General features: G+C 60.2%; 18 protein-coding genes, 1 tRNA gene and 1 pseudogene. 14 read left to right on the forward strand and 6 right to left on the reverse strand.

Annotated features, from left to right (window positions below; all coding sequences use genetic code 11):
- The first annotated feature begins 90 nt into the window (after positions 1-90).
- Together CUJ84_RS18245 and CUJ84_RS18250 are read left to right on the forward strand one after the other, a co-directional pair.
- Complete coding sequence (locus tag CUJ84_RS18245; RefSeq protein ID WP_105007246.1) at positions 91-645, forward strand: histidine phosphatase family protein; 555 nt, start codon at positions 91-93, stop codon at positions 643-645.
- A 451-nt stretch (positions 646-1,096) separates the two neighbouring features.
- Complete coding sequence (locus CUJ84_RS18250; protein WP_105007247.1) at positions 1,097-2,668, forward strand: putative bifunctional diguanylate cyclase/phosphodiesterase; 1,572 nt, start codon at positions 1,097-1,099, stop codon at positions 2,666-2,668.
- A gap of 8 nt (positions 2,669-2,676) precedes the next feature.
- Here the strand turns inward: CUJ84_RS18250 and CUJ84_RS18255 are convergent, their stop codons facing one another.
- Complete coding sequence (locus CUJ84_RS18255) at positions 2,677-4,278, reverse strand: inorganic phosphate transporter (protein WP_027683262.1); 1,602 nt, start codon at positions 4,276-4,278, stop codon at positions 2,677-2,679.
- A gap of 291 nt (positions 4,279-4,569) precedes the next feature.
- Here CUJ84_RS18255 and CUJ84_RS18260 point away from each other — a divergent pair, with 291 nt between their 5' ends.
- From CUJ84_RS18260 to CUJ84_RS18270, 3 genes and pseudogenes are all read left to right on the forward strand, one after another.
- The gene (locus tag CUJ84_RS18260) at positions 4,570-5,748 is read left to right on the forward strand and encodes an acetate/propionate family kinase (RefSeq protein WP_105007248.1); all 1,179 of its coding nucleotides are present in this window, start codon (positions 4,570-4,572) and stop codon (positions 5,746-5,748) included.
- Positions 5,749-5,819: 71 nt separating this feature from the next.
- Complete coding sequence (locus tag CUJ84_RS18265; protein ID WP_105007249.1) at positions 5,820-8,204, forward strand: phosphoketolase family protein; 2,385 nt, start codon at positions 5,820-5,822, stop codon at positions 8,202-8,204.
- Positions 8,205-8,283: 79 nt separating this feature from the next.
- Positions 8,284-8,564: pseudogene (locus CUJ84_RS18270) on the forward strand (hypothetical protein).
- A gap of 69 nt (positions 8,565-8,633) precedes the next feature.
- Here CUJ84_RS18270 and CUJ84_RS18275 read toward each other — a convergent pair.
- The gene (locus CUJ84_RS18275; protein WP_105007251.1) at positions 8,634-9,524 is read right to left on the reverse strand and encodes a helix-turn-helix domain-containing protein; all 891 of its coding nucleotides are present in this window, start codon (positions 9,522-9,524) and stop codon (positions 8,634-8,636) included.
- A gap of 127 nt (positions 9,525-9,651) precedes the next feature.
- Between CUJ84_RS18275 and pobA the strand changes: the two genes are divergently transcribed.
- The 8 genes from pobA to CUJ84_RS18320 all read left to right on the forward strand — a co-directional run bounded on the left by pobA (position 9,652) and on the right by CUJ84_RS18320 (position 17,538).
- Positions 9,652-10,824, forward strand: a complete 1,173-nt coding sequence (gene pobA / locus CUJ84_RS18280; protein ID WP_105008233.1) for a 4-hydroxybenzoate 3-monooxygenase — start codon at positions 9,652-9,654, stop codon at positions 10,822-10,824.
- 209 nt (positions 10,825-11,033) lie between these two features.
- Positions 11,034-12,206, forward strand: a complete 1,173-nt coding sequence (locus tag CUJ84_RS18290; protein WP_105007253.1) for an ABC transporter substrate-binding protein — start codon at positions 11,034-11,036, stop codon at positions 12,204-12,206.
- A 75-nt stretch (positions 12,207-12,281) separates the two neighbouring features.
- Complete coding sequence (locus CUJ84_RS18295) at positions 12,282-13,145, forward strand: branched-chain amino acid ABC transporter permease (RefSeq protein ID WP_105007254.1); 864 nt, start codon at positions 12,282-12,284, stop codon at positions 13,143-13,145.
- Between the two features lies 1 nt (position 13,146).
- Positions 13,147-14,151 carry a branched-chain amino acid ABC transporter permease gene (locus tag CUJ84_RS18300; RefSeq protein WP_105007255.1) on the forward strand — a complete coding sequence of 335 codons (1,005 nt, stop codon included), beginning with the start codon at positions 13,147-13,149 and terminating at the stop codon, positions 14,149-14,151.
- Positions 14,148-14,912, forward strand: a complete 765-nt coding sequence (locus CUJ84_RS18305) for an ABC transporter ATP-binding protein (protein ID WP_105007256.1) — start codon at positions 14,148-14,150, stop codon at positions 14,910-14,912. Before CUJ84_RS18300 ends, CUJ84_RS18305 begins: the two co-directional genes overlap by 4 nt.
- A complete protein-coding gene (locus CUJ84_RS18310) occupies positions 14,893-15,609 on the forward strand; it encodes an ABC transporter ATP-binding protein (RefSeq protein WP_105007257.1) in 717 nt (238 codons plus the stop codon). The genes CUJ84_RS18305 and CUJ84_RS18310 overlap by 20 nt, the downstream gene beginning before the upstream one ends.
- A gap of 406 nt (positions 15,610-16,015) precedes the next feature.
- Positions 16,016-16,849, forward strand: coding sequence for a VCBS domain-containing protein (locus CUJ84_RS18315; protein WP_105007258.1), 834 nt, complete (start codon positions 16,016-16,018; stop codon positions 16,847-16,849).
- Between the two features lie 365 nt (positions 16,850-17,214).
- A complete protein-coding gene (locus CUJ84_RS18320; RefSeq protein ID WP_105007259.1) occupies positions 17,215-17,538 on the forward strand; it encodes a hypothetical protein in 324 nt (107 codons plus the stop codon).
- A gap of 43 nt (positions 17,539-17,581) precedes the next feature.
- Here the strand turns inward: CUJ84_RS18320 and CUJ84_RS18325 are convergent, their stop codons facing one another.
- Positions 17,582-19,045, reverse strand: a complete 1,464-nt coding sequence (locus tag CUJ84_RS18325) for a KAP family P-loop NTPase fold protein (protein ID WP_210208131.1) — start codon at positions 19,043-19,045, stop codon at positions 17,582-17,584.
- A 203-nt stretch (positions 19,046-19,248) separates the two neighbouring features.
- On the opposite strand from CUJ84_RS18325, the gene CUJ84_RS18330 reads away from it, so the two are divergent.
- Positions 19,249-19,905, forward strand: a complete 657-nt coding sequence (locus CUJ84_RS18330; protein ID WP_105007261.1) for a DUF2971 domain-containing protein — start codon at positions 19,249-19,251, stop codon at positions 19,903-19,905.
- A gap of 163 nt (positions 19,906-20,068) precedes the next feature.
- On the opposite strand, the gene CUJ84_RS18335 is transcribed toward CUJ84_RS18330, so the two are convergent.
- From CUJ84_RS18335 to CUJ84_RS18345, 3 genes are all read right to left on the reverse strand, one after another.
- Positions 20,069-20,145 (reverse strand) — tRNA-Met (locus CUJ84_RS18335).
- 135 nt (positions 20,146-20,280) lie between these two features.
- Positions 20,281-21,480, reverse strand: coding sequence for a tRNA 2-thiouridine(34) synthase MnmA (gene mnmA / locus CUJ84_RS18340; RefSeq protein ID WP_105007262.1), 1,200 nt, complete (start codon positions 21,478-21,480; stop codon positions 20,281-20,283).
- A 447-nt stretch (positions 21,481-21,927) separates the two neighbouring features.
- The gene (locus tag CUJ84_RS18345) at positions 21,928-24,081 is read right to left on the reverse strand and encodes a putative bifunctional diguanylate cyclase/phosphodiesterase (RefSeq protein WP_105007263.1); all 2,154 of its coding nucleotides are present in this window, start codon (positions 24,079-24,081) and stop codon (positions 21,928-21,930) included.
- Positions 24,082-24,176: the final 95 nt, after the last annotated feature.

The following is a 24,176-nucleotide window of genomic DNA, read 5'->3' on the forward strand; positions in this document are numbered from 1 at the left end:
ACGGTTATATCTGCACGCCGAAGAGACTGTCAACGAAACTTCACGAGCCGGCGAAGGTCGCTTAGCCGCATTCCGGAGACGAGAACGACCGTGAATACGCGCCTCACCTGGATCTGCCACGGCGCGACGACGGCGAACCGCAAGGCGCTCTTCCCGCTCGACGAACCGCTGGAAGGCAAGGCGGCGGAAGAAGCCGGCAAAATGGCCGCCCCGCCGCGTGCCGACCGCATTGCCATGAGCCCCGCTTTGCGTGCCCGCCAGACCGCGGAGGCGCTCCACCTCGAAGCCCGGATAGACCTGGCACTTCGCGACTGCGACCATGGCCGCTGGGCCGGCAGGTCGCTCGCGGCGATAGAGGCCGAAGAGCCGGAGAACCTCATGGCCTGGATGAGCGATCCGGAAGCGGCCCCGCATGGCGGCGAGAGCCTTGTTGATCTGCGCACCCGCGTCGCCGGCTGGATGGACAGCGAATCCGCCCTCGGCGGCCATGTGATCGCCGTCAGCCACGCAGCCGTCATCCGGGCGGCGGTCGCTCATGTGCTTCAGGCGCCGCTCTCCTCCTTCTGGCTGAGCGACGTGGAGCCGCTCGCCATCGTCCGCATGACCAGCAACGGGCGGCGCTGGTCGCTGCGCTTCCAGCATTAGAAACTGCTGATTCTTATCCAGCCTTGCACAAGCAAATCGCGTCATCTCTGTTGAACCCGGTTTCGCGGGGACTACTTCCTTGTCTCAAGGAGATGGAAGAATGACATATGATTGGAGTGGTGAGCGCACGCGACGTCTGCGTTTCATGCGTGTCGCCACGGTCACGGTTCTGGTGGGTCTCATCGTCAGCGTTCCGCTGCTGATCGTCACCGCCTGAAGCACGAGAAAGGGCGAGCGATGCATTAGCACGCTCGCCTTCGTTCTTTCCCGCATCGGCCGGTCTCCCGAACCGGGATCGCGCTGACAACGGCACCCTGGTTCCCCACAAGCCCCGTCGGGTCTCTCAGCGGCACAGCAACAGGCTGCTGCCTCCGATAATTCGCCTTCTGGTTTCAACAAACATTTCAGACTTTTGTGATATCTCCGCGAAGGTGGTGACGGAGAAGGCATAATGCCGGTGTTTTTCCAAAGCAGGGCCGGAAGGCAATGCGTGTCGATCGTCGGATTTGGGGTAACCCTCTGGCTCCTCGGCACGCTGTTGCAGCTCGACGACAGCCTGGTCTCCTTCATGACCGGCTTCGGCGAATACGGCGCCGACAAGCTCGTTCTGGCGTTCGGCATCGCCGGCGCCATGAGCTTCATCTATTCGGTGCTGCGCATCGCCGACCTGCGCAAGGAGATGGAACTGCGTACCACCGCCCAGGCAAAGGCCGATTGGACCGCAACCCACGACCATCTGACCAAACTGCCGAACCGCTACGCCTTCGAGCGCAAGATCCTCTCACGGCCGATCAAGGACGACGAGGCCGAGATTGAGGAATGGGACCGCAACGTCACCATCTTCTCCGTCGACCTCGACGGCTTCAAGAAGGTCAATGACCTCGTCGGCCACAAGGGCGGCGACATCCTGTTGATCGAGGTTGCCAGACGCATCTGCGCGCTCGGCAATGCCGATTGCGTCTATCGCTTCGGCGGCGACGAATTCATCATCGTCGCCTTCGCCCTGACGGCGCAGCGCGAGGAGCGTTTTGCCAAGCTGCTGATCCAGGCTGTCACCCGGCCGATCCATATCGATGGCTTTGCCGTCGAAGTCGGCGCCAGCGTCGGCTATGACCGCTGGACCGAGGAAGCCGAACCGCTGGAGGATGCCGCCCACCGTGCCGACCTCGCCATGTACGAGGCGAAATCACGCGGCCCCAACCATTATTTCGTCTTCGAACTTTCGATGCAGGACAAGGTAACGGAACGCGCCGCGTTGGAAACCAGGCTGCGCGCCGCAATCTCCGACAAGGCGATCAAGCCCTTCTATCAGCCGCTGATCGACCTGAAGACCGGTCAGCTCTGCGGCTTCGAGGCGCTGGCGCGCTGGATCGGCGACGACGGCATCAACATCCCGCCGCCGGTCTTCATCGATATCGCCGAGGAAACCGGCATGATCACCGCATTGTTCGAAGATCTTCTCGCCCAGGCCTGCAACGACGCCCTCACCTGGCCGGAGCATGTAACTTTGTCCTTCAACGTCTCGCCGGTGCAGATGGAAGACAGATTGCTGACGTCGCGCATTCTCAAGGTGCTTTCGGCAAGCCGGCTGCCGCCGCAGCGCCTGGAAGTGGAGATCACCGAAAACGCGCTGATCCAGGATCCCGCCGTCGCCGCCCTCATTCTCGACGAACTGCACGCCGCCGGCATCCAGATCGCACTCGACGATTTCGGCACGGGCTATTCGAGCCTCGCCCAGCTGTCCCGCTATCGTTTCGACAAGATCAAGATCGACAAAAGCTTCATCGCCACCTATCGCGACGAGGAGCGCCAGGAAAAGATTGTCCGCGCCATGCTCGGCCTCGGCAGGAGCCTCAACATCAAGACGACTGCGGAAGGCATCGAGGAGCACGGCCAGCTCGCCTTCCTGCTGCAGCTCGGCTGCGACATCGGCCAGGGCTATCTCTTCGGCAAGGCGATGCCCGCCGCCGAGGCGAGCATCTTCATCAGCGATCGCAATGCCAGCCTGGCCTCCACGGCCTGACGGGCGCCTTAAAAAACCTGACGCATGATCACGAAGAGCACGAAGGCGATCGCGATCGAGGCCGGCAACGTCAGCACCCAGGCCATCAGCATGTTACGCACGGTCGACCATTGCAGGCCGGAACCGTTCGCCGCCATGGTGCCGGCAACGCCGGACGACAACACGTGGGTGGTCGAGACCGGCAGGCCGAGATGATCGGCGGAAGCGATGGTGACCATCGCCACGACTTCGGCTGCCGCACCCTGACCATAGGTCAGATGCGTCTTGCCGATCTTCTCGCCGACGGTGACGACGATGCGCTTCCAGCCCACCATCGTACCGAGGCCGAGCGCGATCGCGACCGCCACTTTCACCCAAAGCGGGATGAACTTCGTCGCGTTGTCGACCGCCTTGTGGTAGTTCGTCACTGCGCTGAGGTCGCCGGCATCCATCGGCAGCAGCTTCTGCTTGTCGATCAGCTTCAGCGCCTCGCCGATCAGATAGATGTCGTTGCGGACGTTGCCGACGAGATTGGTCGGCACCGCTTCGAGCGTCGGGAAGCCGGCGACTTCGGCACTTGTCTGGTGGATATATTGCTGCAAGGCCGGCGTCGTCGCATCCGTCCACGTCTTGTTCTTGACGGCGTTGCTGACCTCGGCCTTGTAGTCCGCGACCGTAACGCCCGGCTTCACATATTTGCCGAGTGCGGTTTCCACCTGGGCTGATGCCGACTTGTAGGCTTCGAGATAGTTGACATCCGGCGTGCGGTTCAGCGCGAAAGCCGTCGGCACCAGGCCGATCAGGATCAGCATGATGAGGCCCATGCCCTTCTGGCCGTCGTTGGAGCCGTGGGCGAAGCTGACGCCGGTGCAGGTGAAGATCAGGATCGCACGGATCCAGAGCGGCGGCGGCTGGTTGCCCTTCGGTTCGGCATAGAGCGCCTTGTTGCGCACCAGAAGCTTCATGACCAGCAGGAGGACAGCGGAAAGACCGAAGCCGATCAGCGGCGAGATCAAAAGCGACAGGCCGATATTCGTCGCCTGCGACCAGTCGACGCCGCTGGTCGCGGTGCCTGCCGGCGCCAGGAACTGGTTGGCAAGGCCGACGCCGATGATCGAGCCGACCAGCGTATGCGAACTCGACGACGGCAGACCGAGATACCAGGTTCCCAGATTCCAGACGATCGCGGCGATGAGGAGCGCGAAAACCATGGCAAGGCCGGAGCCGGAACCGACCTGCAGGATCAATTCCACCGGCAGCAGTGCCAGAATGCCGAAGGCGACGGCGCCGCTCGAGGTCAGCACGCCGAGGAAGTTGAAGAAGCCGGACCAGATGACAGCGAATTCCGCCGGCATGGAACGGGTGTAGATCACGGTGGCGACGGCATTGGCCGTATCATGGAAACCGTTGACGAACTCGAAGCCGAGCGCGATGAGCAGCGCAAGGCCTAAGAGAATCCAGGGAACGGCGACTGCAGTTGTCAGGTCGCGGCCGAGTGCATAGGCGACATATCCAAGGCCGCAGACCAGAACGAGTGCGAATACCGGCAAGAACCACTTGCCGGCCGAATTCGAACTGTGCAGCGGATGGGACGTGTCGCTATGAACCTGGCTGGGGGCAATATCGGCCATGGCATAATTCCTTATTCCGTTTGCAAATTTGCCTTTTGTTAATAATTCCGCCGCGTGAAGCTCTCATGACGCCCCGACTGAACCGCCCGTAAGCCACTGATGCCGGGCGATATTGACGGTGATGCGCCTGGTACCGTTGCCTCCAAAAAAGTTGCCGCGTTGCGATCCCAAGCGGCGGACGATGGTTGTCTGCGCAATGACAAAAGCGCGCCCCGAGCGAATAAATCCTTCCCGCCTGGAACTCCGACGCTAAGTTCGGTCATCTCACACCCGCGCGGAGTCTTAGAAGACATGTCATCGACCGACCTGCTGCTGACCTTCAACACCGGCTCCTCGACCGTTAAGATCGGCATCTTCGCGATAGACGGCGCCGAGGCACGGCGCATCGGCAAGGGCGTGATCGATTTTCGCGCCGAGCCGCTGTCACTCGGCCTGACGAAAGGGTCGCAGACCTTTGAGATGCCGCTGAAGGCCGAGGTGACGGAAGATCTGCACGGCGTCATCGATGAGACCTTCGCGCTTCTCGCCGATCATTTCGACATGACCGCCGCGCGCGCTGCCGGCCACCGCGTCGTCCATGGCGGCGACCGCTTCATCAGGGCGATCGGCCTCGACGCCGCCGCAATCGATGCCATCGACGCGCTTACCCCGCTGGCACCCCTGCACCAGCCGCAGGCGCTGCGTTTCATCCGCGCGCTCAAGCATCTGAAACCGCATCTTGCCCAGACCGGCTCCTTCGATACGGCCTTCCACGCCACGCAGGACGATCTCGTTCGCCGCTTCGCCATTCCTCGTACGCTGCATGACGAAGGCATCAAGCGTTACGGCTTCCACGGCCTGTCCTATAAATTCATCGCCGGAGAGCTTCGCCGCAAGGCGCCGCGCGCGGCAAAAGTGGTCGTCGCCCATCTCGGCAGCGGCGCCAGCCTCTGTGCGCTGGATGACGGCGTCAGCCGCGATTGCAGCATGGGCTTTTCGACGCTCGATGGCATCCCGATGGCGACGCGCCCGGGCTGGCTCGATCCCGGCGTCATCCTGCATCTGGCCGGTCAGAGGAAGCTGTCCTTCGAGGAGATCGAGGACCTGCTCTATCACCGCTGCGGCCTGCTTGGCGTCTCCGGCATCAGCGCCGATACGCGCGAGCTGTTGAAGGCCGGCCGGCCGGAGGCGCGCCAGGCGATCGACCTCTTCACGCTGCGCATTGCCGGCGAAATCGGCCGCATGGCGGCAACGCTTGGTGGCCTTGACGCCATCGTCTTCACCGCCGGCATCGGCGAGCATCAACCGGAAATCCGCGCCGGCGTGGCCAAGCGGCTGTCCTGGCTTGGCCTTGCGATCGACGAAAGGGCCAATGCCGCCAATGATTTTACGATCAGCACCAGGGAAAGCCGCATCGCCACCCATGTCATCGCCACCGATGAGGAACAGGTCATCGCCGAGGAGGCACTGTCCGTTCTTCGCAGTGACTGATCCAGATCAACAGCTTGCCGGCATCCGCCGGTAGAATTGACGTTGAAGACGTTTTCGAACGGGAGAAACCCATGGAAAAGCATGTCTCGACCGCCGCTCTGACCGATGCCGAACTCACCCTGACCGACCGCTATTGGCGCGCCGCCAATTATCTCTCCATCGGCCAGATCTATCTGCTGACCAATCCGCTGTTGCGCGAGCCGCTGAAACCAGAGCACATCAAGCCCCGCCTGCTCGGGCACTGGGGCACAACACCCGGCCTCAACTTCATCTATGCACATCTGAACCGTCTCATCCGCGCCCGCGACCTCGACATCATCTATATGTGCGGCCCCGGCCATGGCGGGCCGGGCATGGTCGCCAACACCTATCTCGAAGGCATCTACAGCGAGATCTATCCCGATATTTCCGAGGATGCGGAGGGCATGCGCAAGCTCTTCCGGCAATTCTCCTTCCCCGGCGGCATTCCGAGCCACGCGGCACCCGAGACACCGGGCTCGATCCACGAGGGCGGCGAACTCGGTTACGCCCTCGTCCATGCCTATGGCGCCGCCTTCGACAATCCCGATCTGATCGTTGCCTGCGTCATCGGCGACGGGGAAGCCGAAACCGGGCCACTGGCTGCGAGCTGGCATTCCAACAAGTTTCTGAACCCTGCCCGCGATGGCGCCGTGCTGCCGATCCTGCATCTGAACGGCTACAAGATCGCCAATCCCACCATTCTTGGCCGCGCCAATCACGAGGATTTGCAGAGCCTCTTTGAAGGCTATGGCTATGAGCCCTTCTTCGTCGAGGGTCACGAGCCGCGCGACATGCACCAGCAGATGGCCGCAACCTTCGACAGGGTTTTCGACCGCATTCGCGAAATCCAGGAGGAAGCCCGCAAGGGCAAGGCGCCCGATATCTGCCCGCGCTGGCCGATGATCGTGCTGCGCAGCCCGAAGGGCTGGACAGGACCGAAGGAAGTCGACGGCAAGAAGGTCGAAGGCTTCTGGCGCTCCCACCAGGTGCCGGTCTCCAACTGCCGCGAGAATGAAGGGCATCGCAAGATCCTCGAGGACTGGATGCGCAGCTATGATCCGGAAGACCTGTTCGGCAGCGACGGCCGGCTGAAACCCGAGCTGCGGGCGCTCGCCCCTGTCGGCGAGCGCCGCATGGGCGCCAATCCGCACGCCAATGGCGGTTTGCTGCGCAAGGAACTCGATGTTCCCGATATTCGCGACTATGCGGTCGATATCGGCAAGCGCGGCAGCGCCATGGTGCAATCGACGGAAATCCTCGGCCATTACCTGCGCGACACGATGAAGCGCAACGTGAAGGCTGCCAATTTCCGTATCTTCGGCCCTGACGAGACAGAATCGAACCGTCTGGGCAGCGTCTTCGAAGTCACCGACCGTGTCTGGATGGAGGGTATCGAACCCTATGACGTCCACTTGTCCCGGGATGGACGTGTGATGGAGGTGCTGAGCGAACATCTCTGCCAGGGCTGGCTGGAAGGCTACCTGCTGACTGGCCGGCACGGCCTGTTCTCCTGCTACGAGGCCTTCATCCACATCATCGATTCCATGTTCAACCAGCACGCCAAATGGCTGAAGGTGACACGGGAGCTCGAATGGAGAAAGCCGATCTCGTCGCTGAATTACCTGCTGACCTCGCATGTCTGGCGTCAGGACCACAACGGCTTCAGCCATCAGGACCCCGGTTTCGTCGACCTTGTCGCCAACAAGAAGGCTGATATCGTCCGCATCTACCTGCCGCCGGATGCCAACACCCTGCTTTGGGTCGGCGACCATTGCCTGCGCACCTATGACCGCATCAATGTCATCGTCGCCGGCAAGCAGCCGGAGCCGCAATGGCTATCGATGGACGAGGCGGTGAAACATTGCGAGGCCGGCATCGGCATCTGGCACTGGGCGAGCAATGAGGACGACACCATCCTGCCCGATCTCGTCATGGCCTGCGCCGGCGACGTGCCGACCATGGAGACGCTTGCAGCGGTCGATCTTCTGCGTAAGGCCATTCCCGAGCTGAGGATCCGCACCGTCAACGTCGTCGATCTCCTCGCGCTGCAATCCAGGGATCAGCATCCGCACGGCCTGACCGACGAGGCATTCGATGCGATCTTCACCGCCGACAAGCCTGTCATTTTCGCCTATCACGGCTATCCCTATCTCATCCACCGCCTGACTTATAAACGCACCAACCACCGCAACATCCACGTCCGCGGCTTCATCGAGGAAGGCACGACGACCACACCCTTCGACATGACCGTCCTCAACGAACTCGACCGCTTCCATCTCGCCATCGAAGCGATCGAGCGTGTGCCGGGCCTGAAGGAAAAGGCAGGAGATGCGCTCGCCGCCTTCCGCGGCAAGCTTGCGGAACATCACGACTATGTCCGCGAATATGGTGAGGACATGCCGGAGGTGCGGAACTGGACATGGCCGATAGCGTGAAGCGAAAACCAAACAGAATCGCGCGGACCGGGTCGGCAGAGATCATCCGGCGGGAGCAATCGTCAAGCAATGTCTAAAGTTGGTGAAAACGATCGGGGCGCTGTTCCAGAATGGCCATATCGTAGGCTATGTGTTTTGGGAAAGCTTCAAGCCATCGACCGAGGAAACGACATGAAGGGTTTCGCTGCTGCCACGCTTACCGCTGCCCGGCTGGAAAAGGCGCTCGCCTTCTACATGACGCCCGAAGCCCAGCCGGATGGCCCAGCCGATACCGTCAAGTCAGCTGGGCAACACGAGGCATACGAGACCCGCGCCGGCGAACGCGCCCGCAACGTGGAAGGCGGCGCCAAAGCCTGGTAACGCGATCGCCAGTGGGCGCCCCCCGCGGGTGCCTGCCCGCGAACGCGTCGCACCCGGAATGCCGGAACCCTATACATCTTCAAGCCGAACCTTCTCCTTCACGCGCCAGACCCGGGGCGTTTCTCCGGTATATTTAAAGAAGAAGCGCGAGAAATAGGCGGGGTCGGCAAAGCCAAGCCGAAATCCGATCTCCTGAACGCTGCCCAGCGTAAAAACGAGCTGGCGTTTCGCCTCTTCAACGAGTTTGCCGGCGATCAGTTCGTGGGGAGTGTTGCCGGTCATCGATCGGACGATACGGGTGAGATGCGTCGGGGAAAGCCCAAGCTCCCTGGCGTAGAAGGACGCGGGCTTGTGTGATCGAAAATGTTGCTGGATGAGTTCGCTCAGCATTTCCATCCGCCGCTCGTTCTCGTTTGCCGGAAGCTCGTGCGTATTCCCCTCATGGGAAATCCTCGCCGTCAGCCGCAACGCCAAGGCGACATAGGCGGCCAACGCCTCGTTGCGGCCGCTGCGGCGGTTTTCGAATTCGTCGCCCAGCCGCTTCAACGTCTGCATGACATAGGCGGCCTCGGCATTATCGGGATCGAGCGGCGTCAGATGCGGCGCCGCCAGCCATTCGCCGAGATGGCTCCGGTCGCCGGGCGGATGGCTGAGATGGGACCTCAACAGGGTGATCACCAGGCCGTCGATATCGCGTGAAAAACGAAAGCCGTGATTGAGCCCGGGCGGCACGGTGATGATGGCCGGCGGACGGATGGCATGGCTCTTTTCGCCAAAAATCGCATCGCCCGAACCGCTTTCGATGTACAATATCTGAAAGAAACTCTCGTGGCGGTGCGGGCGAATCTCCCAGTGATGCAAACTGCTGCGAGAGCGAATTGTTTCGCAATGCACCCAAAAATCCGGTTCTCGCCCGGTCTTTTCGCCGTAGAGTTCATAGGTAGGGACCTGTCTGCTCATGGGGCTCCGCGGGGTTTCTCCGACACCAATGTTCGATTAGTGCAATTTTTAGGTCGGGATGTCCATTGCTGCGGCAAGCGCGGCACGGCAGAATCTGGCAAAGCGCAAAAATGCAGGGAGGCAGCATTTGCGAACTCAGGTCGCCATTATCGGTTCGGGACCATCCGGCCTACTGCTCGGCCAGCTTCTGACCGAAGCCGGCATCGACAATGTCATTCTCGATCGTGTGAACAAGGATTATATCCTCGGCCGGGTTCGTGCCGGCGTTCTGGAGGAAGGCACCGTCGGGCTGCTGGATCAGGCCAAATCAGGCGCGAGGCTGCATGCCGAAGGCCTGCCGCATGACGGTTTCTCGCTGGCCTTCGACGGACGCGACCATCGCATCGACCTTCACGAATTGACCCGCGGCAGGCGCGTTACGGTTTATGGGCAGACCGAAGTGACACGCGATCTCATGGAGCGGCGTGAAGCGAGCGGCTCCCTGTCGATCTACGATGCCGTCGATGTCGCGCCGCATGATTTCGACGGCCATTCTCCCTTCGTCAGCTATCTGAAAGACGGTGTTGCCAAGCGCATCGATTGTGACTTCATCGCCGGCTGCGACGGGTTTCACGGCGCCAGTCGCAAGGCCGTGCCGGAACGGGCGATCAGGAGTTTCGAGAAGGTCTATCCCTTCGGCTGGCTGGGGGTCCTTGCCGACGTGGCGCCCGTCAGTCATGAACTGATCTACGCCAACCATCCAAGGGGCTTTGCGCTCTGTTCGATGCGCTCGGCGACCCGCAGCCGCTACTACATCCAATGCGCGCTCGACGAGAAGATCGAGGACTGGAGCGACGACCGTTTCTGGGACGAGTTGAGACGGCGGCTGCCGACGCATCATGCCGAAGCATTGGCGACCGCGCCGTCCTTCGAGAAATCGATTGCGCCGCTACGCTCCTTCGTCGCCGAACCGATGCGTTTCGGCCGGCTTTTCCTGGTCGGCGACGCCGCCCATATCGTCCCCCCGACCGGCGCCAAGGGATTGAACCTTGCGGCCAGCGACGTTCATTATCTTTTCTCCGGGCTGATAGAGCATTACCGCGAAGGCTCGAATAGTGGCATCGACGCCTATTCGCAGAAGGCGCTCGCCCGCGTGTGGAAAGCCGTGCGCTTTTCCTGGTGGATGACGACGATGATGCATCGTTTTCCGGATACCGGGGATTTTGACCAGAAGATCCAGGAGGCGGAGCTCGACTATCTCACCCATTCCCGCGCCGCCTCGACGGTGCTTGCGGAGAATTATGTGGGACTGCCATTCTAATAGAAGTGTCTGAGGTGGGCCATGGACCAATATTCGACCGTAGAACGGGCCGCCGATAGTTCTGCCCTTCGAGCCACAATCATAATTGTACAGTTATGGATTACGGTATTTATTTCATTTTACATCACCATTTCGCATGACAGGTTAGCGCTAAATTTCCAGCAGCTAACGAATACGGCGCTGGAGTGCGCCAAAAAGGGAGAGAGAGAATGAAGAAGCTATTTCTGGCCGCCATTGCGGCAGTCGTCGTGGGCACGAGCGCCTATGCCGACACCATCAAGGTCGGGGTCATCGGCCCGTTCTCCGGTCCGTTCGCGCTGCAGGGCAAGAACTCCAAGGCCGGCATCGACGCCTATATGACGGTCAACGGCAACACGGTCGGCAACGACACGGTCGAGATCGTCTATCGCGACGTGCCGCAGGCCGATCCCGCCCAATCCAAGGCGCTGGCGCAGGAACTGATCGTCAAGGAGAAGGTCCAGTATCTGGCCGGCTTCTATTTCACCCCCGATGCCATGGCGGTGACGCCGATCCTGAAGCAGGGCAACGTGCCGATGGTCATCATGAACGCCGCCACTTCGGCGATCGTGACCAAGAGCCCGCTCGTCGTCCGCACCTCGTTTACCACCTGGCAGACATCGACCCCGATCGCCAAGGTCGCCTTCGACGCCGGCGTCAAGAAGGTGATTTCGGTCGTCAGCGATTACGGCCCCGGCATCGACGCCGAGAACGCCTTCAAGGCCGGCTTCGAAAAGGCCGGCGGCCAGGTGATCGAGGCGATCCGCATGCCGCTTGCGACCAACGACTTCAGCCCGATCATGCAGCGCATCAAGGATTCCGGCGCTGAGGGCGTGTTCGCCTTCCTGCCGTCAGGTCCGACGACGCTCGGCTTCGTCAAGGCTTATAACGACAATGGCCTGAAGGCTGCCGGCATCAAGTTCTTCGCGCCGGGCGATCTGACCCAGGAATCCGATCTGCCGGCGCTCGGCGATGCGGCACTCGGCATCCAGACGACCTTCCACTACGCCGTGTCGCACGATTCTCCCGAGAACAAGGCTTTCGTCGAGGCGGCGACCAAAGCGATCGGCAACAAGGCCGAACTCTCCTTCCCCTCAGTCAGCGCCTATGACGGCATGTATGTCATCTACAAGATGATCGAGGCGACGGGCGGCAAACAGGATGCTGAGAAGGCCGTCGATGCGGCCAAGGGTCTTGCCTGGACGAGCCCGCGCGGCCCGGTTTCGATCGATCCGGAAAGCCGCCACATCACGCAGAACATCTATCTGCGCGAAGTCGTCAAGGCCGATGACGGGACCTACATCAACAAGGAGGTCCAGACCTTCGAGAAGCAGGGCGATCCGGGCCTGGCGGCCGTCAAGTAACATCGAGCGTCAAGACAGGTGACGGGCTTGGCTTGCGATCAGGCCGAGCCCGCCGCATCGAAGCAAGGTATTTCCATGCAGACAGTCTTCAGCATAGCCGTCGACGCCTTTGCCTATGGCATGGCGCTCTTCGTGATATCGATCGGCCTTTCGGTGACCATGGGGCTGATGCGTGTCGTCAACCTCGCCCACGGCGCCTTTGCGATGATCGGCGGCTACATCGCCTCCTACGTCGCCCGCGACCTCGGCCTCGGTTATGCCGCGGCGGTCATCGCCGCCGTTGTCATCACCATCGTCGTCGCCATTCCGATCGAACGCTTTCTCTACCGCCGGATCTATGGCGCGCCGGAACTGACCCAGGTGCTGATGACCATCGGCATCACCTTCTGCGTCATCGGCATCGCCAATTATGGGATGGGGCCGACGCTGAAGACCATACCGCTTGCCGGTGCACTGCAGGGATCGGCCGATCTCGGCTTCCGCACCATTCCCATTCACCGGCTTTTCGTCATCTTCTGTGGCCTGGTCGTGGCGCTCGCTCTCTGGTTTGCGATCGACAGGACGAGCTTCGGCGTCAAGCTGCGTGCCTCCGTCGATGATGCAGCAATGGCTGCGGCACTCGGCGTGCGCACCGAGGTCATCTATGCGGTGAGTTTTGCCGTTGCCGTCGGGCTTGCCGCCTTCGGCGGCGTGGTCGGGGCCGAACTCCTGCCCGTCGAACCCTATTACGCGCTGCGCTACATGGTGACCTTCCTGGTCGTCGTCTCCGTCGGCGGCGCGGGTTCCATTCCGGGCGCGCTGATTGCCTGTCTGCTGCTGGGCGCGATCGATACGACAGGGCGGTATCTGATGCCGGAATTCGGCGAATTCTTCTTCTATCTCGCCGTGATCGCAATCATCTGCGTCTTCCCGCGCGGCCTTGCCGGAAGGGCGAAATAAGATGGCGCTTGTCATGAACGACGAAAACCAACGTCTCCAGCATCGCCGCGGATTCATCAGCCGCGATCTCGCCGGGATAGCGGTCATCTTAGCCATTGCCGCGATCGGCTATTTCGCCTTCCCCGATAATCTCGCGCTTTTGACCCGGATGATCACGATCGCGCTGCTCGTCCTGTCGCTCGATCTGGTGACCGGTTATTGCGGCGTCGCAACGCTCGGCCATGCCGCACTTTTCGGCTCCGGCGCCTATGCCGCCGGGATCCTGTCGGCGCATTACGGCATCAATGACCCGCTGCTGATGATGCTTGCTGGCGTTGCCGGCGGCGCGGTTGCCGGGCTGCTCTGTGGCGCCATCATCCTGCGTGCGCATGGATTGCCGCAGCTGGTGCTGTCGATTGCGCTGATCAACCTCTTCCATGAATTCGCCAACAAGGCCTCGTCATGGACAGGCGGCAGCGATGGACTCTCCGGCATCGCGCCGGACCCGGTCTTCGGCCTCTTCGAATTCGATCTTTACGGTCACACCGCCTTCTTCTTCGGAATGGCGCTACTGCTGATCGTCTTTGTGCTGCTACGGTTTCTGGTCCGCTCGCCCTTCGGCATGCTCTGCCGCGCCATCAAACAGGATCCGCTGCGCATCCGTGCCATGGGCGCTTCGCCGAAGGCAGCTCTGATCAGGATGTACGCGATCTCCGGCGCTGTTGCCGGTGTCGGCGGCGCCTTGAATGCGATTTCGACACAAGTCGTCGGCCTCGACAGCCTGTCTTTCACGCAGTCGGCCGAAGCGCTTGTCATGCTGGTGCTCGGCGGCACCGGTTCTCTCTTCGGGGCGCTCTCCGGCACCGTCATCTTCATGCTCTTCGAGGACTATGTCTCCGCCGCCAATCCCTTCCATTGGCTGACCATGGTCGGCGCGCTGCTGATCGCCGTCGTGCTCTTTGCGCCGAAAGGTCTCTATGGCACGTCAGCAGCCTTCGTTAGCCGCCGCAGGGAGCAGCGCTCATGAGCCCGGTCTTCGAAGTCGCCAATCTCAAGAAAGCCTTCGGCGGCCTTGCCGTCACCAATGATGTCTCGCTCACGATGTCACCAGGCGATCGCATCGCGCTGATCGGCCCGAACGGCGCCGGCAAGACCACCTTCGTCAACCTCGTGACCGGCAATCTCTCTCCCGATTCCGGCGAGGTTCGCCTCGGCGGCGAGGTGGTGACGAAGGTCGACGCGATCGGCAGGGTCAGACGCGGCCTTGTCCGCTCCTTTCAGGTGACGCGGCTCTTCCAGGACATGACGCCGGCCGAACATGTGGGACTTGCCGTCCTTCAACGCGACGGAAAGACCGGGCGCATGTTCGGCAATTTCTTGCGTATGCCCGACGTCATGGCAGAGGTTGACGATCTCCTTGGAAAGCTCGGACTGGCTTTCCTGATGCATCGCAAGGTCAGCGAGATCGCCTATGGCCAGCAGCGGCTTCTCGAGATTGCCGTAGCGCTGGCGCTGAAGCCGAAGGTGCTGCTGCTCGACGAGCCGGCAGCCGGCGTGCCGCAAAGCGATACCGGCCGCATCGAGCAGGCGCTTGCCGATCTGCCTGCCGATCTCGCCGTGCTGATGATCGAACACGACATGGACCTCGTCTTCCGTTTTGCCAGACGCGTCATCGTGCTGGCCGCCGGCACGATCATCTTCGACGGCCTGCCTCAAGACGTCACCAAGGATGCGCGCGTGCGCGAGGCCTATCTCGGGAGCTATGCCAATGCCAGCCATATCGCTTGAGGTCGAAAATCTGTCGGCCGGATATGGGCCGACGAAAGTACTCGAAGGAATTTCCTTCTCCGTGCCGGCAGGCGCCCGGCTTGCCGTGCTCGGTCGCAATGGCATGGGCAAGACCACGCTGCTCGCAACGCTTGCCGGCCAGACCAGGCGATACGAGGGCAGCATCCGCCTCGGCGGTTCGGATGTCAGCGCAGCACCGAGCGCGACACGCGCGCACAAAGGCCTCGGATATGTGCCGCAGGCACGCTGCGTCTTCCCGACGCTGACAGTCGAAGAAAACCTTTTCGTCGGCTTGAAGGCGCGACCGAAGACGGCACTGGAGGAAGCCTATGCGATGTTCCCGCGCCTGAAGGAGCGCCGCCGCAATCTCGGCAGCCAGCTCTCCGGCGGCGAGCAGCAGATGCTTTCCACGGCCCGCACCATTCTCGGCCGCCCGTCCGTCCTGTTGCTCGACGAACCGCTGGAAGGCCTCGCACCTGTTATTTGCGAGGAATTGATGGCTGCCTTCGCCAACCTCGCCAAGACAGGAGACATGACCATCGTGCTGGTCGAGCAGCGCATCCAGAGCGCGCTCGATTTCGCCGATCAAGTCGTCATTCTTGAACGCGGCAGACTGGCCTGGACGGGAACGCCGGAGAGCCTCACCAAGGATCCCGAGGCTGTCGAAAGCCTGCTCGGGGTTGGCGGCCTGCATTGATTGATGGTCGGCAGAAGCTCGGGCTCTGCAGATTGACTCCATTTCTCCTTCAAGCTTCTCTTGGCACGCCAAGCAATTTATGCAGTATATCGTCATGACGACGTCATCATTGGCCTGTCATTATTATCCTGCTTGAAAGTTTTCTGCCGGTCGAACTCATGAATCGCCTGAAAATGCGAGAAACATCATGATCGACGAAGCGGCAGCAGCGCAAGACAAGACATAAAATCCTGGCTCATGAACAGTATCGACGTCGATGCCGTTCTCTTTACTTGAATGCTTGAGCTGTAACCGATCAAAATCTGTTGGATTTACCAGCGGAATTGCTCTGCCACTCCACCAATTTCGGTTGCCAGATACCCGATAGGGTTGCATAGTCGAATTGAACATCACACGGGAGGTAGAAATGGCAAACCACAAGCCGGTCGCAGGTGACGTATACTTGCCTGTTTTCAACATCGACAACCCGATCGACGGCAACATCCTGGACAATACCAGTTCCACGGATGCCGACGGAGATCAGGTGCGTCTCAACTTCGTCAATGGACAGCGAATTCCGCAACCGGCCGATCCGAACGGGCCTGCCACGACCACCACAGTCGAAGGAAAATACGGCACGCTGACCGTCTATTCCAACGGCAATTACACCTATGAGCTCGATCACACCAACCCGGTGGTATCAGCGCTCGGCCCGGGAGACCAACTCGTCGACCAGTTCAATTTCAAGATCTCGGATGGCAAAGGCGCAACCGATTTCGGCTTGCTCAATATCGCGGTCGACTTACCGGAGCACGGCGACGTCTTCGTGAATTTCGAGGATGTCGGCAACCACGACTTCCCGACGGGCTACAAGGGCTTCGATTGGGGTGCCTGGCACGATGGTGACGACGCGACTGTGCGGGAGGAAGCGGATGGCAACCACTATCTGGGAGGAGGCGTGTTCTGGACACCCATCCAAGCCGCCGATGGCGGCCACTTTCAGATCGAGCAATTCAGTGTCGCAAACGGCACATCGGACTATGACAACGTTCTGACGATCGAAGGTAAGCTGAACGACGATACCGTATTCTTGGTCACGGTCAACGTCACCGCCGACAGCATTCATGACCCGCAAGTGATCGATCTCAGCGCCTACGGCGAAATCGACTCTCTCGTGCTCGACACCAACCCGATCATCACGGAAACGAGCGGCCCGGATTATTACGGCGCGCAATACGACAACTTTCATTTCATCGTTTGACGGATGGGAGAAAGGGCGTCGTATCGCCGCAATCTTTGCATCTTCGCCAAGCCTTCTCTGCTGTGGCTATCTGATACCAATATCTTGCGATAGCTGACCGGGTTGCGTCTTGCTAGCATAGGATCGTGCGAGGAGGCACGGTTATGCTGGGATGGAGGAAATGATGCAGCCAGTCGGAATGAGGTTAGCGGCGATAATGTTCTCGCTTGCCGTATGGGCTATTATTATCGCTATCGCATCCCACTTTTGGGCGACGAAGATGCCTGTATTGTTTTTGACGCTCTACAGATAGACCTGTCCTCGGCGTTGGCGGAAATGCTGCGGTTGCGCTTCAAAGACCGTGCCGTCCTTTGAAAGAGGATGAAATGACCGAGGCACGGAACGCAATATTCTTCGTCAAATGCAAGGATCGCACGGCCTGGCTTAACCGCGCCCGTCGCGACCCTCGGGTCTCCCATTTTGGCTTCCGCATCGCCTTCATGATCGCCGAAGATACCGACGAGAACGGCACCTTGTCGCAAAAGCCGATTGAGATAGCCGGGCGCGCTGGGGTTCATTTGGCGACGCTGATGAATGCCTTGAACGGCCTTTCCCGGCTTGGCTACATATCCTTTGAGAGAGGCGGGCATAGGCAGCCAAGCAAAATCACGTTGCTGCCGATAGCATCGAAAGGACGCTCCGCCGCGTGACGGCGCCGTGACATTCCGTGACATCTCTGAACAGACTTAGCTGTCACGCTGCCTCCGAACCGTCTTTATTGGGCGTGACTAGTCCTCCCGCATTGGCGACCAAGTCGAGCAACCCTGTCTGAATGCTTGGGGCGGTCCGCAATACCGATACACCATTCCATTCGGGGGAAAAGACGCCGTGAACATAATCTGCTGTACGGTCATCGGCAGCCGAATTGCGGTTCCTCATTATCTTGTCCATGCTGTCAAACAAGGTTATTGCACTGCCGAAAGCTCTATGAATATTTATACGGCGATCGACCTGACTTCCATCGCGCTGCATAAATGTTTGCCCAATGAACCAACTGGAGGGTACGCTGCGCTGCGCTGCCGCCCAATCCAACTCACCTGTTCTGTAGAATGCAACGCACAGGGGAAATAGTAGCACCAAATCGAGCGGGATTTTGTGCGGCCAAGCCGAAACCGTGACTTCGATCATTTCGAGAACTTGTTCGATGGCCCTTAAATCAAGGCCGTAGGAAGTGCACCCTGACGTGATGAACTCGACCATGTCATCATCCGGGACCCGAACCTTCTTGCTGTCGATCGTGGCACAAAGTTCTTCAATCCGCCTTTTTGCCGATACGGCGCTGAATATGTAGGTCCGATCAAAAAAACGCTTCAAGTAGGTGAACCCGTCAAAACCCTGGCCATAGGCGCCGGCTATGCTGTGTTGAAGTTGCTGGGAGTTCGTGGCGAATACGAAGGCAACGCCATCCACCTCAAATAGGTGCTTGATCCTTTCGAGCAGATGAACGGCATAGGACGGCCGGCACCGATCCAACTCATCTACCAAAACGAAAAAGGGAGCTTTCTTCCCAGATTTGTCCAGCGCTGCCACCGCCGCCGCTAATTTCTCGCGGAAAGTTTGGATCGCCTTATCGGTTTTTTGGAATTGACCGATAAGCGCCTCAAGCGTTCTATCGAACAGTTTGTCGATCTCAGCGACGCCGGTCTCAATCGAGCTGTCGATTGCAGCCTCTGCAGCTTCAGAAACAAGTGAATGATCCGCATCATCGGCTAAAATATCGTCTGCGGTGATGTCGAAGTGCTTCTTCGCTAACGATCTGATTGCCCCACCAGCGGCTTTTACCGCGATGCGACCGCCGTTCGATTTCACGGTCTTCCATGCCGTCTTCACGGCACTGTCCTTTTTGACGTGAGGGGCAAAGGCTCGATCGATTGCAGCCATGATAGCAATGTAGGGATCGCCCGCATGGTCGTCCTTCCAAGCGTTAACGTATGCGACCACATGCCCTTCTAATTCCGCCTGCTTCCCAAAACGCTCAAGGAAGAATGATTTTCCGCCTCCCCATTCGGCATCGATATTTAACGAATATGAACTTCGGCGGCCCAGGCGCTTTCGCTTCGCGACTTCTCCGACAATAAAATTATAAAGAAAGTCGGCCTTCTGGCGGCGGTCAAGCCGATCCGCTTCCCAGATTTGCTCTGTCGTTTTGGCTTCCACCATTTCCCCCATGCCATCAAATGTGCACCCAATTTATGATTGAATTCTTTAGTCCTGGTGTGCAATGCCTGTGAGCCGCAAATGCACTAGGAAATTGCGATTTTGGTTGCCGATTTTTAGGGTCTGGCATCGCTGACTTTATTTGAACCAGGTGATGTTCGGATCGGATCTGCGATCCTTTATTTGCACTAGGGGGATTGGCGATGCGCGTCTATCACTTCATCGACGAGAAATGGGGTCTCGACAACATTCGCCGCCGGCGCCTCAAGATTGCTCGAATATCAGATCTGAATGATCCGTTCGAACTGGAGATTGCCAGCCCCGATCCTACCGTCCGACGGGCATTCAGGCAGACGAAAGCGCAGTTGAATGGGTGGGCGGGTCTACTCTGCTTCAGTCGCGATTGGCGCAACCCCGTCCAGTGGGCGCATTATGGGGATCGACATCGTGGCTTATGTCTCGGTTTCGACATCCCCGATCCCTTGCTAACGACCGTTGTCTATCGATCCCGCCTCTTGAAGGCTGACATGGTCGCGATGAACGGTGCAGATGATCGGCAGTGGGAGTTCTACAAGAAGGTCCTGTCGACTAAATATACTCATTGGAAATACGAAAATGAGGTGCGTCTATTTATAAGGCTCGACGATGAGGACGCGCAGGCCAAGGGCCTATACTTTAAGTCCTTCGACAGCGAGATGGCCTTGAAAGAAGTGATCGTCGGCCATCGATCGGAATTGCTTCGCAAAGATCTCATTGATGCGATCGGCGAGAATGCGGCATCAGTCCGGCTTCGGAGAGGCCGTCTTGCATTCAATTCTTATCGTGTGGTGACGCAAAGCAATCCAGCGCTTTGGGAGTAATCTAGAGGATGGTGATGCCGACCGCATTTGCCCGCACGAACGCGGATCTTCCACTAGAAGGTGATTAATTCAACGAAGCGATCGTCAGACGATATCGTTAAGGTCGACGTCGAGCGCGAGCGCCTTCATGACATCGGTCGAGCTGATTTCATTGGGAAAAGAGTGGTAGCGGAGGAGGGATTTGAACCCCCGACACAAGGATTATGATTCCTCTGCTCTGACCTACTGAGCTACTCCGCCACTGGTCAACGATACCCGCTCGCGAAGCGATGCCGGTTCGTGGGATGAGCGGCTTATAAGGTGCGCTTCGGCTTTGTGTCAAGCGCATGATCGAGAAAAACGGTGGGCTTTGCCGGCCGTCGTTACCTATGAGTTTCAGGCGGCGACGGGGCTGGCCAAAAGGGCCTTCAGGCAGGCTTCCGCCGAAGGTTCGCGCTCGGAACGTTCGATGAAACCGCCGCCGAAGACGCGGGCGTTGTCGCCGGGCGCGGAATAAAGCGCGCAGGCCTGGCCGGGTGCAATGCCCGCCTCGCCGACTGTCAGATCGACATAGGTGCCTGTTGCATCGATATGGAGGACCGCGGGTGCCGGCGCCCGTGTCGAGCGGACCTTGGCGTAGCAGGCAAAGCCCTTGCCGGCGGCGGCTTCCGCAAGCGTCTCGTCACCCAGCCAGTTGACGTCGCGCAGGTAGACCCGGTGCGTTTCCAGCGCCTCCTTCGGTCCGACGATGACGCGGCGCGAGCGGGCGTCGAGAAAGACGACGTAGAGCGGCTCGCCGGTGGCGATGCCGATGCCGCGGCGCTGGCCGATCGTGAAATGCAGGATGCCTTCATGGGTGCCGAGCACGCGGCCGTCGAGATGGACGATCTCGCCAGCGAGCGCCGCATTCGGCTTCAGCTTGGTGATGACGTCGGAATATTTGCCCTGCGGCACGAAGCAGATGTCCTGGCTGTCGGCCTTCTTGGCAACGACGAGGCCCATCTCTTCGGCAAGCCTGCGGGTCTCGGCCTTCGGCAGGCCGCCCAGGGGAAAGCGGAGGTAATCGATCTGTTCCTGCGTCGTGGCGAAGAGGAAATAGCTCTGGTCGCGGTCGGCATCGGCAGGGCGGAAAAGCGCGCGGCGGCCGGGATTTTCGGACGAAGGGTTCGGTCCCGAGCGAATATAGTGACCGGTCGCCAGCGCATCGGCGCCAAGCTCCTTGGCAGTCGCCAGCAGATCGGCGAATTTGACGGTCTGGTTGCAGGAAACGCAAGGGATCGGCGTTTCGCCCGCCACATAGCTTTCCGCGAAGGGGTTGATCACCGTCTCGCGGAAGCGCTTTTCGTAATCGAGCACGTAATGCGGGATGCCGAGTGTTTCGCAAACGCGGCGCGCATCGTCGATATCCTGGCCGGCGCAGCAGGAGCCGGCGCGGTGAACAGCGGCGCCATGATCGTAAAGCTGCAGCGTAATGCCGAGCACGTCGTAACCCTGCTGTTTGAGAAGGCCAGCGACAACGGATGAATCGACGCCGCCCGACATGGCGACGACGACACGGGTCTCTTCCGGCTTCTTGTCAAAATCCAGTGTGTTCAACGATGGTGCCAATTCTGCGCGGTCACGATCCGCCCTTGCGCTGCAATTGCGGCGGATTGCTGATCTCCGGCGGGATCGGCCGCCGTCTCTCGATGAGGCACCGATATAGAAAGGATTGTCCTTGGGCGCAAGGGGCAGCCTTCGGGCGCCGATATTTCGCATTCCCGCGTGAAGAGAAGGCGCAGCCAAAGCCGCGCCTTGGAGCGGGGGGTGCGGCTCAGGTGCCGATCAGCTTGTTGCAGGCGAATGCAATGCTCGGATTGGCGATGATGGCGGTTACGAGCGCCAGTCCGATCATCGAGAATGAAAAGCGTTTCATAAACATCCTCCTTTCCAGCCCACGACAATTATGCGGCTTCGCCCGCCTTTCTCAAAATGACGAATGCTTGATGGCATCCGGCGGCATGCCTTTCCCCGACGCCACTCCCAGCTGTCGCTTAAGCGCTTCTATCTGCGGGACGAAGCCGTCTTCAGAGCCCGACCGTGGATCAGCGCTTCTGCCTCGTGCTGCGGCATCGGCCGGCCGAGCAGATAGCCCTGCACCTCACTGAAACCTTCTGCGCGCAGCTTCTGCAACTGCTCTTCCGTCTCGATTCCTTCGGCCAGCGTCGTCGCGTTGAAGCCGGAACCAATGCCGACGACGGCGCGCACGATGGCGAGATTGCCGGCATCCGTCTCGATACCCGAGACGAAGCTGCGGTCGAGCTTGATCTTGTCGAAGGGGAAGGACCTGAGATAACTCAGCGACGAATAACCGGTGCCGAAATCGTCGATGGCGATGCGGACGCCGAGCTCCTTCAATGCCCGCAGCCGCGGCAGGCTTTGGTCGGCATCAGTCAGGAATACGGACTCGGTGATTTCGATTTCAAGTCGGTCCGCAGTGAGGCCTGTCTCGTCGAGCGCCGCGACCACGGTCGAAAGCAGGCTCGCATGCCGAAACTGGCTGACGGAGAGATTAACGGCGATCCTCAGATGGGCGGGCCAGCCGGCCGCCGTCCGGCAGGCTTCCCGGATCACCCAGTCGCCGATCGGCACGATAAGGCCGGTTTCCTCGGCGAGCGGAATGAATTCCATCGGCGCCACCAGCCCGCGCTTGGGATGGCGCCAGCGGATCAGCGCCTCGAAGCCGCCGATGCCGTCATTATCGAGCTGCACGATGGGCTGGTAGTGCAGCTCGAATTGGCGCTTCTCCAGCGCCTCCCACAGCTCGGCTGTCATCACGTGCCGGCGCTCGGCGGCAAGCCGCATCTCCGTCTCGTAGAAACGATAGGTCGAGCGCCCACTCTCCTTGGCGGCATAGAGCGCCAGATCCGCATGCCGCATCAGCACATCCGCGCCACCGGCATGGTCGGGCGCCAAGGCGATGCCGACGCTGCAGGTGACATGCTCCCGGGCGCCGTCAAGATCGAAGGCACGACTCAGCGCCTTGAGCAGCCGTTGCGCAAAACGCCCGGCCCGCTCCGGCCCGTCGAGCTCCAGCACGACGGCGAATTCGTCGCCGCCGAGACGGGCGACGAGATCGCCCTCCTCCGCCAGTTGCAGCAGTCGCTCCGACACTTGGCAAAGCAGCGCGTCACCAGCGGCATGTCCCTTGCTGTCATTGATATGCTTGAAGTGATCGACGTCGATATAAAGCAGCGCGATCGGGCTGTCGGCGGTCGCCTCGACCGCCCGCCGGTTGATATGTTTGGAAAATGCCGCCCGGTTCGGCAGGCCGGTGAGCGAATCATGCATGGCGAGATGGGCAAGCTTTGCCTCGACGACGCGCTCCTCCGTTACGTCCTGCGAGATGCCGAGCAGATAACGCGGCGCATGGCCCTCCGGCGTCGGCAGGGCGCGCTTGACGGTGCGCAGGAGGCGCGGCGCACCATCGGCGCGCAGCATGCTCTCCTCGAAGCTGATCGCCGTATTGGCTTCGAAGGCCCGGCGATCCTGCTCGCGGAAGGCGTCTGTCTGACTGGGGGGAAACAGCGCCCGGTCGGTTCGGCCGACCACGTGCTCCGCCCTCATGCCCACAATGTCGCCGCAGGCCTCGTTGAAGAGAACGTAAAGCCCGTCCGCTTCCATGTCCTTGACGAAGACGCCGACTGGCAGGTTGTCGACGATGCTGTCGAGAAGCGAGCGCGTGTCGCTGATCTGGCGTCTGGCGGCATTGACCTCGGTGCGGTCCTGCACGATCGCCAGGATTGCGGCCCGGCCCTCGAAACGCACTTCTCGGCCATAGGTCAGCACTTCGAAGGTCTCGCCGCTCGCCTTGAGGTGAACCCAGCGCTCCGCCTTTTCCATGTCGGTACGGCCGCTGACGGCGTCGACCATCCGTTCCCGCTCATGCTCAGGGCGGATATCCAGAACCGTCATGCGCCGGTATTCATCCGCGCCGTAGCCGTAAAGTGCTACCGCCGCCTCGTTGACGATGAGAAAGCGCAGCGATGCCGGATCATAGACCCACATCGGCGACGGATGCGTTGCAAACAATGACCGGAAGTCGTCGTTTAATGCTTCGGTCTGCTCGGTCTTCTGCAAGGGGGCCATGGAATTTCGCGTGCGGTTGATGCCGATGCCAGGGATATACCGAGAAAAGTTAAATAAAATCAGAATCATACTTAGGGTTAAACTTTAGGCTTCCGCCTTCAGAATGTGCAATGCGGCGGTCTGCCATCACGATCTCGGCCCTCGATAAAATAATTTGGGCGTCA

Origin of the sequence: Rhizobium leguminosarum, assembly GCF_002953715.1 — a bacterium.
Classification (GTDB): domain Bacteria; phylum Pseudomonadota; class Alphaproteobacteria; order Rhizobiales; family Rhizobiaceae; genus Rhizobium; species Rhizobium leguminosarum_V.

Excerpts from the sequence above, each read along its gene's own strand:
- CUJ84_RS18250 (WP_105007247.1), top strand. The coding sequence starts at position 1,097 with ATGCCGGTGTTTTTCCAAAGCAGGGCCGGAAGGCAATGCGTGTCGATC.
- CUJ84_RS18255 (WP_027683262.1), bottom strand. The coding sequence starts at position 4,278 with ATGGCCGATATTGCCCCCAGCCAGGTTCATAGCGACACGTCCCATCCG.
- CUJ84_RS18260 (WP_105007248.1), top strand. The coding sequence starts at position 4,570 with ATGTCATCGACCGACCTGCTGCTGACCTTCAACACCGGCTCCTCGACC.
- CUJ84_RS18265 (WP_105007249.1), top strand. The coding sequence starts at position 5,820 with ATGGAAAAGCATGTCTCGACCGCCGCTCTGACCGATGCCGAACTCACC.
- CUJ84_RS18275 (WP_105007251.1), bottom strand. The coding sequence starts at position 9,524 with ATGAGCAGACAGGTCCCTACCTATGAACTCTACGGCGAAAAGACCGGG.
- CUJ84_RS18290 (WP_105007253.1), top strand. The coding sequence starts at position 11,034 with ATGAAGAAGCTATTTCTGGCCGCCATTGCGGCAGTCGTCGTGGGCACG.
- CUJ84_RS18295 (WP_105007254.1), top strand. The coding sequence starts at position 12,282 with ATGCAGACAGTCTTCAGCATAGCCGTCGACGCCTTTGCCTATGGCATG.
- CUJ84_RS18300 (WP_105007255.1), top strand. The coding sequence starts at position 13,147 with ATGGCGCTTGTCATGAACGACGAAAACCAACGTCTCCAGCATCGCCGC.
- CUJ84_RS18305 (WP_105007256.1), top strand. The coding sequence starts at position 14,148 with ATGAGCCCGGTCTTCGAAGTCGCCAATCTCAAGAAAGCCTTCGGCGGC.
- CUJ84_RS18310 (WP_105007257.1), top strand. The coding sequence starts at position 14,893 with ATGCCAGCCATATCGCTTGAGGTCGAAAATCTGTCGGCCGGATATGGG.
- CUJ84_RS18315 (WP_105007258.1), top strand. The coding sequence starts at position 16,016 with ATGGCAAACCACAAGCCGGTCGCAGGTGACGTATACTTGCCTGTTTTC.
- CUJ84_RS18320 (WP_105007259.1), top strand. The coding sequence starts at position 17,215 with ATGACCGAGGCACGGAACGCAATATTCTTCGTCAAATGCAAGGATCGC.
- CUJ84_RS18330 (WP_105007261.1), top strand. The coding sequence starts at position 19,249 with ATGCGCGTCTATCACTTCATCGACGAGAAATGGGGTCTCGACAACATT.
- CUJ84_RS18345 (WP_105007263.1), bottom strand. The coding sequence starts at position 24,081 with ATGATTCTGATTTTATTTAACTTTTCTCGGTATATCCCTGGCATCGGC.